The following is a 10,015-nucleotide window of genomic DNA, read 5'->3' on the forward strand; positions in this document are numbered from 1 at the left end:
GCCCCCGGGGGCCACTCGGCTCCCAGCCGCACCGGAGATGACGGGCCCGCGTGCTGTCGTGGCCGTCGCAGCGGCGGCCGACCGCTGTCGTCACCGAGCGAGCCCGCGGCGGCTGTTGGGTGTCAGCCCCAGTCCGCCTGTATTGATAAGAAGCAAACAAAGCGCTGTCCGTGTTGTTGCCGTCCGGCGTGACGGAGGATGACGGCGCAGGTGAGTATGCGTCCGAGCTGGCTCGCCACGCTCGCCCGGGTTTGCATAGGGCGAGTTCCGCCAGTCCAGAACCGGGTACGCTGGCCCTTCATTTGACATGATCCTTTTTCGGGTACGGATCTTCCTGTTCGCCGCATCCACGGGGGTACACGCGTCATGCGATCGAGGCTTGGACCACCAGCTTTGCCCTGTGCGGGGCCCACGTGAGGCGGGCCGAGCCGGACCTCGTCAGGAACAGTGTTCTCTTCTCCGCGGCGGATCGACAAATGGAGGAGTTCATCGACCAGGACCGGTTTGAGCAGGGCCTCCTCTGGGCGATTCTCTTTCAGCCTCAGATTCTTGTTCCCGACATCTTCCTGTTCATCTCCAACCGACTGCAGTGGCACGTGTCCGGGAATGGGAAATCGCTCTTCGAGGCCGGCGTGCAGGCGGGCCTGATCATTCCATCCTTCAGGGACCCCGAGACATCCTCCTTCATCCATGCACTCACTACCATAGAAGACCAGGGAATCCTTGGCCTTATGCCACACGAGGTGAACCGCCGGCTGGCACATCGCCTCGACCGGGCCTCTCGGAGTATGAACTTTCAGTGCACGCACTGGCCCACCAGCCGACTCCTTGCCCAGAGCTACGAAGAGAAGCTGTCCGGCATCCTGTTGCCGGATGATCTACCTTTATCGGCACTCGGTTTGGACGAGGAGGAACAGGAGAGTATCCAGGAAGTCTGGCGAGAGGCCCGTCCTTGGCGGCACGACGCGTTCGGGGAGGCGGTCCGATCGAGTCCGGGAGGTGTGCGACGTGGCGCCCTCATGAGCGCGATCGGAAGATCCGTCGGCCTGACCGGCCCTCTGCACGATATTCGCGAGATCTTCCGAGCGGTCGCCGATGCCGGCTACACCCGAAACAGATTGAGCGCCATCCGCGGCGTATGCAGGCTTATGAACGACTGCTATCTCTACAATCTCGCCAGCGAACACCAGAACGACATGGATTTTCCTCAACTCGACGCCTGGGCGCGATTGGTTCTCGCCGCGACCGGAGCTGATCGAACAGACACCCCGCACAGCACCTGGCCGACATTCGAGCATACCGTCCGAATGCCTTCACCGGCTTCGCTGCTGGCCCTGGACCCAAGGGAGCTCATAGCCGTCCGGTCGGATGTCTATCTCGATTACGACGCGGCGCTGGTCGAATGGCAGGCCGAGCCAGTCCCGATCAACGAGAGTCGTCTACGTCTCGCTCTCGACTCTTATTCGAGCGCTATTCGATCCGCCTGTCACGCATCGCATTCCCAGGAAATGTCGGTCACGTATGGCTCATCGGTCGGCCGGCATGGAAAATTGGGCGTCGCCACTCTGGCCGCAGCGACCAGTGCAGCGGCATCGGCTCTCGAACTGGAGGTGGAGAGTCTGTCCGCGAAGGTCCTGGCACTCGCGGGAGCAGGGGTCGCCGCCCTGATCGCACTGGGAGAGTCGGGTTATGCCTGCTACCAGCAGGTGTCCGCGGCCCGAGACCTCGTCGATCTACCTGTGCGGATTCGGGCCAACCCAGAGGTCAGCACACCGACCTGATATCCGCGTCGAGCTGGCGTCTTGGGTGTCCGCCGCGCACTTCTCCCCGAGAGTGTCCGGCGTCACCAGGCCAGCCCGAACGAAAGCCGATCCGAGCGTCACACTGTAAGCAGCGCCAGCCGCACCGTCGGCTCGTCTTTTCGGGGTCTTCACGGAACGGTCAGGACCGACATCACTGCAGTGAGCCCGATCGCTTCGGTGGCCAGGCGGATGCGTCAGGCGGATGCGCCGCCGAGGGCGGACAGGACGCTGCGGCCGAGGACGTGGGCCAGGCGCTGCAGCGGCCAGCCCTTGGACTCCCGCAGGTCGACGATGACCCGCTCGTCGAACATCGTGCTCCAGACGAGGACGGCGTACTCGACGTCCTGGTCGGGCAGCTCCCCATGCTCGATGAGGTCGCGCACGATCGGCTCGAGGGCGGCGTAGAGCGCGCCGGTGGGCTCGTCGCCGAGGTGGACGCGCTCCAGAAAGCCCCGCCAGCTGCGGATGTGCACCGCCGCCGGGCCCCAGTCCGCGGCCTGCTCGGCCCACCGTTCGCAGGCGGCGTCGAAGCGCCGCCGCGGGGTCCAGGTGGGCGGCACCGACTGCAGTCGGTCGGTGAGCCGGCCGGTGAGCTGCAGGAGGAACTCGCGGTGCGCGTCGTGGATGGTCTCGAAGTGCCGGTAGGCCGTGGCGGTGGCCACGCCGCCGCGGCGGGCGAGTTCGGGCAGGCCGAAGGTGGGGCCGGACTCGGCGAGTAGTTCGCCGACCGCGGCCAGCAGCCGGTCGCGGGTCTCCTGGGCGTCCCGCCGCAGTCCCGGTCTCGGACCCGCCATCCGCTCCCCCTCGCGCCGTCTGTGCGCACCGCCGTCTGTGCGCACCGCCGTCTGTGCGCACCGCCATCAATGTTAACCCATTACCTGGGAAGTTAATCTCATGTTTCGCGCCTTGACAGCCATCCGGGCCCACCCCAAGACTTTGGGAACACGCGAAGATCTTCCCATGTCCGCGAGGAGATCACCGGATCAATCCCTTTCCCCGCTTCCCGAAAGTGATGTCATATGGCCGTTACCGCATTGACACCCGGGCCCCGTGCCCACGGCCGGCGCGGCGGCCGCGTTCTCGCGCCGGCCGTCGCCTCCTGCCTGGCTGCAGCGATCTCCCTGGCAGCCTGCGGTTCCTCCGGCGGCGACGGCTCCCCCGCGGGCGCCGACGCCTCCTCCGCCGCCACCGCGAAGACGGTGCACGTGGGCGTGCTCCAGCTCGCCAGCGCGACCGTCATCGACCAGACCGTGGCCGCTTTCGAGCAGGAACTGAAAACGAAACTCGCCCCCCGCCCGGTCAGTTTCGACGTGAAGAACGCCCAGGGTGACCAGAGCCTCATCAGCAGCATCTCCCGCGGGTTCGCACAGTCGGACTCCGACGGCGTCGCCGTCATCGGCACCCCCGCCGTGGTCGCCCTGGCGCAGCAGACCGAGGACAAGCCCATCTTTGCCCTGGCGATGGGCGACCCGGTCGGTGCGAAGGTCGCCGAGAGTCTCGACCGGCCCGGCAAGAATGTCACCGGCAGCGTCGACTACGTCGATCCGGCCGTGCTGCTCCAGTCGATCATGAAGATCACGCCGGCACCGAAGCGCATCGGGACGATCTACGACCCGTCCAACCAGAACATGCAGGTCTGGATCAAGGCATTGCGCGCCGCGGTGGCGAAGTATCCCGGGGTGAGCGTGGTGGAGTCGACCATCTCCGGGGCCCAGGACGTGCCCAGCGCCGCGCGCAGCCTCACCGGGCGGGTCGACGCCGAGCTCATCGGCCCCGACGCCACCGTGCTGTCCGCGCTGCCCGTCGTCGGTTCGGCCGCGGCCGGCGGGAAGCTGCCGGTCTACGTCGTCGGCGGGGACGCCACCGTCGCGGGCATCCTGGCCAGCATCGGCCCGGACTATCCGACGCTCGGCCGGCTGGCCGCCGACGCCGCCGCGAAGGTGCTGACGGGCACGCCCGCCGCCGAGGTCGCCTTCGGCCAGCCGTCGGGCGTCGGGTTCACCGTCCAGAAGGCCACCATGACCAAGCTCGGGATCACCCTGCCGGCGGATCTGCTGAGCGCGGCGACGGTGCAGTGATGATCCAGGTCCTGCTGGACATGCTGGTCACCGGGCTGCCGCTGGTGCCGGTGTTCCTCGGCATCTACACCGTCTTCCGGCTGCGCGCGGACTTCGACCTCACCGTCGAGGGCAGCTTCGTCCTCGGCGGCGCGGTGTGCGCGCTCACGCTGGTGCACGGCTGGCCGAGCTGGCTCGCCCTGCTGGCGGGCATGGCCGGCGCGGCCGCCGCCGGCGCCGTCACCGCGCTGATCCACCTGCTGCTGCGGGTGCCGGTGCTGCTCGCCGGCCTGGTGATGAGCATCGGGCTGTTCAGCGTGAACCTGCACGTGCTCGACACGCCCACGCTGAGCCTCGGCACCGAGGGCACCCTGTTCAGCGGCTTCGGCTCGCTGTCCGGCCGCCAGGCCGACCTCGCCACGTCCGGGGTGATGGCCGGCGTCGTCGCCGTGGTGCTCGTCGCGTTCGGCCTGTTCCTGCGCACCGAACTGGGACTGGCGCTGCGGGCCACCGGCGTCAACGCGCGGATGGCCCGCAGCCAGGGCGTCAACGACCGCCGGCTCACCGTGCTGGCGCTCGTGCTCGCCAACGGCCTGGCCGGGCTCGGGGCGAGCCTGGCCGTGCAGTACCAGGGCTACGCCGACGTCAACATGGGCGGGGGCACCTTCGTCGCCGGGGTCGGGGCGGTGCTGCTCGGCGAGCTGTTCGTCCGGCCGTCGGGGTCGAAGCTGGTGCGCATCGTCGGCTGCGTGCTGGTCGGCACGCTGGCCTACCGGCTGGTCCTCGTCGGCGCGCTGCGGGTGGGGCTGCCCGCGGGCGACCTGCGGGGGGTCACCGCGCTGACCCTGCTCGTGGCGATCGCGGCCGAACGCTACCTCGGCGCGCTCGGCGGCCTGACCCGCACGCTCGCCCGCACCGCCCGTTCGGCCCGCACCCCGATCCGGCAGGAGGCCGCCTGATGCTCCGGCTGGACGACATCGACCTGATCTACAACGCCGGCCGGGTCGACGAGGTCGTGGCGCTGCGCAACCTCAACGTCACCTTCGAACGCGGGCAGTTCGTGACCGTCGTCGGCACGAACGGCGCCGGGAAGTCGAGCCTGATCCAGACGATCTCGGGCGCGGCCCGCCCGACCCGCGGCCGGGTCCACCTCGACGGGCGCGATGTCACCCGGCTGCCCGACCACCGCCGCGCCGGCTGGATCGCCCGGGTGTTCGACGATCCCCGGGCGGGCACCGCGCCGGAGCTGTCCATCGAGGACAACCTGGCGCTGGCGATGGCCCGTGGGCGGGCGCGCGGGCTGCGGTTCGCCGTGACCGCCCGGCGCCGCGCCGTCATGCGCGAGCACGTCGCCGGCCTGGGTCTCGGGCTGGAGAACCGCCTCGCCGACCGCGTCGGGCTGCTCTCGGCGGGCCAGCGCCAGAGTCTGACGATGGTGATGGCCGCCCTGAGCGCGCCGTCGGTGCTGCTCCTCGACGAGCACCTGGCGGCGCTGGATCCCGGGACGACGGCGACGGTGCTCGCGCTGACCACCGAGCTGGTGCGCGAGCTGGGTGCCACCACGGTCATGGTCACCCACAACATGGATCACGCGCTCGCCCTGGGCGACCGGCTGCTGGTGATGAGCCGGGGCCGGGTGATCGCGGACTACGACGGGACGGAGAAGTCCGAGATGACGGTAGGCGGGCTGATCGACAGGATCACCGGCGCCGGCGATGCGGTGAGCGACCGCAGCGCGCTGATCGAGAAGGTGGCCTCGTGACAACCGTGGCGGGAGTCGGCCAGACGGGGGTCGGCCAGACAGGAGTCGGCCAGACGGGAGCCCGGTCGGACGGCGTCGGGCCGGTGCAGACCGAGACGGTCGATCCGATCGCTGAGCGGTTCCCGACCCTGACGGAGATCCGCGCGGCGGCGCAGGCCGTGCTGCCCCGCGACGTGTGGGACTTCCTCGCCGGTGGCGCCGGGCAGGAGACGACGCTGCGGGCCAACCGCGACGCGTTCGCGGGCTGGCAGTTCCGCCCCAGGGTCATGAGCGGGCACCCGGTGCCCTCCACCGCCACCACCGTGCTCGGCCTGCCGATGCGCCTGCCGGTCCTGACCGCGCCGTTCGGCACCGACGGGTTCTTCGACACCGACGGCCACCTCGCCGTGGCCCGCGCGAACGCCCGCTGCGGGACGCTGAGCATCGTTCCCGAGGCGGGCACCCACTCGATCGAGAGCGTCGCCCACGCCGCTCCCGCCGCGGCGCGCGTGGCGCAGGTGCATCCCATGGGCACCGAACGCAACTTCGCGCGCATGCTGGAGCGCATCGAACGCGCCGGCTACGCGGCCGTGTGCGTGACCGTCGACTGCCCGACCGCCGGCTGGCGTGAGCGCAACCTGCGCAACCGCTTCACCGTCGACCTGCGGATGATCACCGGTAACTACCCGCCGGGCGGCGACGTCGCGGCCCAGGACGTGTTCGGCCAGCTCTTCGCCCGCGACGAACCCGTCTGGACCTGGGAGCGGCTGGCCGCACTGATGCGCCACACCGACCTGCCGTGGATCGCGAAGGGCATCCTCACCGCGCAGGACACCCGCCTCGCCATCGACGCCGGCGCCGGCGCCGTCATCGTGTCCAACCACGGCGGGCGCCAGCTCGACGGCACGCCCGGCGCGCTCGACCAGCTCCCCGAGGTCGTCGCCGCCGCCGACGGCCGCATCGAGGTCCTGCTCGACAGCGGGGTGCGCGGCGGCACGGATGTCGTGAAGGCCCTGGCTCTCGGCGCGCGTGCCGTGGTCATCGGCCGGCTGGCCGCCGCCGGTCTGGCCGCGGGCGGCGAGGCCGGAGTGGCCCGTGTCCTCACCCTGCTGCGCGAGGAGATGGTCACCGTGCTGACCCTGCTCGGGCACGGCTCGGTGACCGAGCTGACTCCCGAGGCCCTCCAGCGGAGCCGGCCGTGATCACGAGGGTGCCCGGTCAACTGCCGTCGATCTCGGGTGCCGCCGGCCACGGCGACCTCGTCGTCACCTCCGGCGTGATCTGCCCGGATCTGCTGCTCCCCGGCATGACGCCCGCCACCGCGCCGGACATCCGGCGCCAGGTCGACGGCGCCCTGCAGGCGTTGCGCGGCGTCCTGCGGGAGGCGGGCAGCGACCTGCAGTACGCGTTGCGGGTGGAGGCGTTCCTGGCCCGTCCGGCGGACTTCCCGCTGTGGGACAGCGCCTTCACCGCGGCCTGGCCGGCGCACGCGCCCGCACGGACCACGCTGGTGACCGGTTTCGCGCTCCCCGTCGTGCTCATCGAACTCCAGGCGATCGCCGTCCGCGCGCCCGCGGCGATGCGACAGCGGTGACCGCGGGCCGCCGTGGGTCGCAGGAGGCCGCCGTGGGAGGCTGACCCGTGGATCAGGATCATCGCCGTGATCGGTCACGGGCCGTCAGGCGCGCGTGGAGAGACGTCGTGGCCGACTGCCGCTGCCCCGACATGTACTACTGCGCGGCCAGCGAGAGCATCGAGTGTCCACGCCACAGCGGCTTCGGTGTCTGCTGTGACCGGCAGGACGAGCACGTCGGGCTGCGGCGCCGTCACCGGCTGCTCTGGCAGGCCCGCCGGGTGCTGCGCGGCGAACCGGCATGGCGCGGGCCTGAACAGGACGAGTCGGTGGGGGAAGACTGGCCGGATGGAGGTTCTCAGCAGTCGCATCCTGATCAGGCCGACCGATCCGGGGCGTAGCCGCCGTTTCTACCGGGACACCCTGGGGCTTGCGATCTACCGTGAGTTCGGGCCGCCGGACGATCCCGGCCTGGTGTTCTTCCTCGGGCAGAGCCTGCTGGAGGTCTCCGGCCGCGCGCAGCGCCCGACGCGCACGACGACCCCCGGCGACGCGGCCGGAGCCCGGGGCACGGGTGAGCCGGCGGGTGGGAGCGGGGCGCAGGTTCGCCTGTGGTTGCAGGTGCGCGACCTTGCCGCCGAGCATCGCCGGCTCGCCGCCGCGGGGGTGCCGATCGTCCGCGCGCCCCAACGGGAACCGTGGGGGCTCGACGAGATGTGGATCGAGGACCCGGACTCGATCCCCATCGTGGTCGTCGAGATCCCGCCCGAGCATCCGCTGCGCCGCGACCAGCGTTAGGGTCGCGCCCCCGCGGAGAGCGAACCGGCGTCCTCCAGGCCTTACTCGTCTAACGGCCGGCGGCGGCGGTGACGGCCTGCCAGTCCTCGAACCGGGTCCGGGCGAGCAGGGCGCCCGGGCCGGGGAGCAGGGTGCGTTCGTCCAGCCGGGCGCCGAAGTAGCGGGCCTGCGGGTCGGCCACCACCGGGCGGGGGTCGCCGCGGCGGGCGAGGTGGCGGCGGACGAGCTCGTCGAGGCGGAACTGCTCCGGGCCGGCCACCTCGACGATGCCCACCACCGGTGCGGCGGCCGCGGTGACGCCGAGGGCGGCGGCGACGTCGTCGGCGGCGATCGGCTGGACGGGCGCCGGTGCCAGGCGGACCGCGCCGGCCATGGTGGCGGCGTCGGCGATGCTGGCGACGAACTCGAAGAACTGCGTCGCCTGCACGATCGAGTACGGCAGGCCCCCCTGCCGGATCAGCTCCTCCTGGGCGATCTTGGCTCGGAAGTAGCCGCTGGCGGCCAGCCGCTCGGTGCCCACCACCGACAGCGCGACCAGGTGCCCGACGCCGGCGGCGGCGGCCGCGGCGAGGATGTTCGCCGTCGACGTCCGGAAGAATTCCAGCACGGCCCGGTCCTCGAACGACGGCGCGTTGGACACGTCGACGACGACGTCGGCGCCGGTGAGCGCCTGAGCCAGCCCGTCGCCGGTCAGGGTGTCGACGCCGGAGCTCGGCGAGGCGGCGATCGCGGTGTGCCCGTGCCCGGCCAGCCGGCGCACGAGCTTCGCGCCGATGAGCCCGGTCCCGCCGATGACGACGATCTGCACTGTGGATCTCTCCCTTTCGTACCAGGGCGGCCCGGATGACCCGCCCTGCGGAGGCGGACGGGGCGGGCCACCGATCCGTGACCCGCCGCCGCCCCACAACCTGCGCACGCAGCGCCTCCACATCATGACTCCAGGTGCATGGAAGGGTGATGCGGCGCCGCGGGTTGCGCAACTGCGGGCGAGCCGGGGGCGGCGGGCAGGATGATGGTGACGAGCGCGCCACCACCGGGGGCGTTGGCGGCTTCGACAGTGCCGCCGTGCGCGGCGGCGATCGCCGCGACGATGGACAGGCCGAGCCCGGCGCCGCCGTCGCCGCGGCCGCGGGCCGCGTCCGCGCGGCGGAACCGTTCGAACGCGTGCGGCAGGAAGTCGGCCGGGAATCCCCCGCCGTGGTCGCGGACCCGGATGGCGACCACGGCGGGTGGCCCGTCGGCGCGCCCGGGCATGCGATCGCCGCGCAGTTCGACGACGCTGCCGGACGGGGCGTGCCGCGCCGCGTTGGCGAGCAGGTTGTCGACGGCCTGGCGCAGCAGGTCCGGGTCGCCGAGCACGGTCAGCGGCCGGTCGACTGCGGGCACGGCGACGATCAGGCGCAGGTCACGCGAGTCGGCGTAGCCGGCGGCGGCCCGCACGGCACGGTCGAGTATCTCGTCGAGTGGGACCGGCCCGCGCCGCACATGGCCGCCGTCCATCCGGGCGAGGGTGAGCAGGGACTCGGCGAGGCGGATCAGCCGTTCGGTCTCTTCGCCGGCGGTGTGGACCGCCTCGCGCAGCTGCGCCGCCGAGCGCCCCGGCCGGGCGGCGAGTTCCAGTTCGGCGCGCAGCACGGTCAGAGGGGTGCGCAGCTCGTGGCCGGCGTCGGCGACGAAGGCGCGGTCGCGGGCGCGGGCGGCATGCAACCGGCCGAGCAGATCGTTCATGGTCCGGGCGAGGGCGGCGATCTCGTCGCGGGTGGTGGGCACCGCGAGCTGGAATCCGGTGTCCGCCTCCCGGTCGGCCGGGTCGCCGGGTGGGGAGTGCACCATGGCCAGGTCCGAGGCGGCCATCGCCGCGGCCTGGCGGCGCATCCGGTCCACCGGGCGTAGCGCGGCGCCGGACAACAGCCAGGCGGCGAGGCCTGCCAGCGCGATCAGCGGCGCCGTCGCGGTAACCATCACATTGCGCACCCGGTCTTCGGCGCGGTCGGTGAGATGGGTCGGGGTGCCGACGACGGCGATCATCGTGCCTGTCCCTTAT

General features: G+C 71.6%; 10 protein-coding genes. 7 read left to right on the forward strand and 3 right to left on the reverse strand.

The window, feature by feature from the left end:
- The first annotated feature begins 476 nt into the window (after positions 1-476).
- On the forward strand, positions 477-1,781 hold the full coding sequence (locus NBZ83_RS25115) for a hypothetical protein (RefSeq protein ID WP_261567644.1): 1,305 nt from the start codon (positions 477-479) through the stop codon (positions 1,779-1,781).
- Between the two features lie 215 nt (positions 1,782-1,996).
- On the opposite strand, the gene NBZ83_RS25120 is transcribed toward NBZ83_RS25115, so the two are convergent.
- Entirely contained in the window at positions 1,997-2,596 is a 600-nt protein-coding gene (locus NBZ83_RS25120) for a TetR/AcrR family transcriptional regulator (protein WP_261567645.1), read from the reverse strand.
- Between the two features lie 225 nt (positions 2,597-2,821).
- On the opposite strand from NBZ83_RS25120, the gene NBZ83_RS25125 reads away from it, so the two are divergent.
- The 6 genes from NBZ83_RS25125 to NBZ83_RS25150 all read left to right on the forward strand — a co-directional run bounded on the left by NBZ83_RS25125 (position 2,822) and on the right by NBZ83_RS25150 (position 7,971).
- The gene (locus NBZ83_RS25125; protein WP_261575918.1) at positions 2,822-3,880 is read left to right on the forward strand and encodes an ABC transporter substrate-binding protein; all 1,059 of its coding nucleotides are present in this window, start codon (positions 2,822-2,824) and stop codon (positions 3,878-3,880) included.
- Positions 3,880-4,818: an ABC transporter permease gene (locus NBZ83_RS25130; protein WP_251745836.1), complete on the forward strand. Its 939-nt coding sequence runs from the start codon at positions 3,880-3,882 to the stop codon at positions 4,816-4,818. Before NBZ83_RS25125 ends, NBZ83_RS25130 begins: the two co-directional genes overlap by 1 nt.
- Positions 4,818-5,621 (forward strand): ABC transporter ATP-binding protein, encoded by an 804-nt coding sequence (locus tag NBZ83_RS25135; RefSeq protein WP_261567647.1) that lies wholly within the window; start codon positions 4,818-4,820, stop codon positions 5,619-5,621. Before NBZ83_RS25130 ends, NBZ83_RS25135 begins: the two co-directional genes overlap by 1 nt.
- Positions 5,618-6,802: an alpha-hydroxy acid oxidase gene (locus NBZ83_RS25140; RefSeq protein ID WP_261567648.1), complete on the forward strand. Its 1,185-nt coding sequence runs from the start codon at positions 5,618-5,620 to the stop codon at positions 6,800-6,802. Before NBZ83_RS25135 ends, NBZ83_RS25140 begins: the two co-directional genes overlap by 4 nt.
- The gene (locus NBZ83_RS25145) at positions 6,799-7,194 is read left to right on the forward strand and encodes a RidA family protein (RefSeq protein ID WP_261567649.1); all 396 of its coding nucleotides are present in this window, start codon (positions 6,799-6,801) and stop codon (positions 7,192-7,194) included. Before NBZ83_RS25140 ends, NBZ83_RS25145 begins: the two co-directional genes overlap by 4 nt.
- Before the next feature lie 327 nt (positions 7,195-7,521).
- The gene (locus tag NBZ83_RS25150) at positions 7,522-7,971 is read left to right on the forward strand and encodes a VOC family protein (RefSeq protein WP_261567650.1); all 450 of its coding nucleotides are present in this window, start codon (positions 7,522-7,524) and stop codon (positions 7,969-7,971) included.
- 49 nt (positions 7,972-8,020) lie between these two features.
- Here NBZ83_RS25150 and NBZ83_RS25155 read toward each other — a convergent pair whose 3' ends face one another.
- Both NBZ83_RS25155 and NBZ83_RS25160 read right to left on the reverse strand, forming a co-directional pair.
- Positions 8,021-8,779 carry an SDR family oxidoreductase gene (locus NBZ83_RS25155; protein WP_261567651.1) on the reverse strand — a complete coding sequence of 253 codons (759 nt, stop codon included), beginning with the start codon at positions 8,777-8,779 and terminating at the stop codon, positions 8,021-8,023.
- A gap of 122 nt (positions 8,780-8,901) precedes the next feature.
- Positions 8,902-9,999, reverse strand: a complete 1,098-nt coding sequence (locus tag NBZ83_RS25160; RefSeq protein WP_308203828.1) for a sensor histidine kinase — start codon at positions 9,997-9,999, stop codon at positions 8,902-8,904.
- Positions 10,000-10,015 lie beyond the last annotated feature (16 nt).

It is taken from the genome of Frankia gtarii (assembly GCF_025403375.1).
In the GTDB taxonomy this organism is placed as follows: domain Bacteria; phylum Actinomycetota; class Actinomycetes; order Frankiales; family Frankiaceae; genus Frankia; species Frankia gtarii.

What these genes read in the sequence shown, in the direction of transcription:
- NBZ83_RS25115 (WP_261567644.1), top strand. Translation starts at nt 477, where the DNA reads ATGGAGGAGTTCATCGACCAGGACCGGTTTGAGCAGGGCCTCCTCTGG.
- NBZ83_RS25120 (WP_261567645.1), bottom strand. Translation starts at nt 2,596, where the DNA reads ATGGCGGGTCCGAGACCGGGACTGCGGCGGGACGCCCAGGAGACCCGC.
- NBZ83_RS25125 (WP_261575918.1), top strand. Translation starts at nt 2,822, where the DNA reads ATGGCCGTTACCGCATTGACACCCGGGCCCCGTGCCCACGGCCGGCGC.
- NBZ83_RS25130 (WP_251745836.1), top strand. Translation starts at nt 3,880, where the DNA reads ATGATCCAGGTCCTGCTGGACATGCTGGTCACCGGGCTGCCGCTGGTG.
- NBZ83_RS25135 (WP_261567647.1), top strand. Translation starts at nt 4,818, where the DNA reads ATGCTCCGGCTGGACGACATCGACCTGATCTACAACGCCGGCCGGGTC.
- NBZ83_RS25150 (WP_261567650.1), top strand. Translation starts at nt 7,522, where the DNA reads ATGGAGGTTCTCAGCAGTCGCATCCTGATCAGGCCGACCGATCCGGGG.
- NBZ83_RS25160 (WP_308203828.1), bottom strand. Translation starts at nt 9,999, where the DNA reads ATGATCGCCGTCGTCGGCACCCCGACCCATCTCACCGACCGCGCCGAA.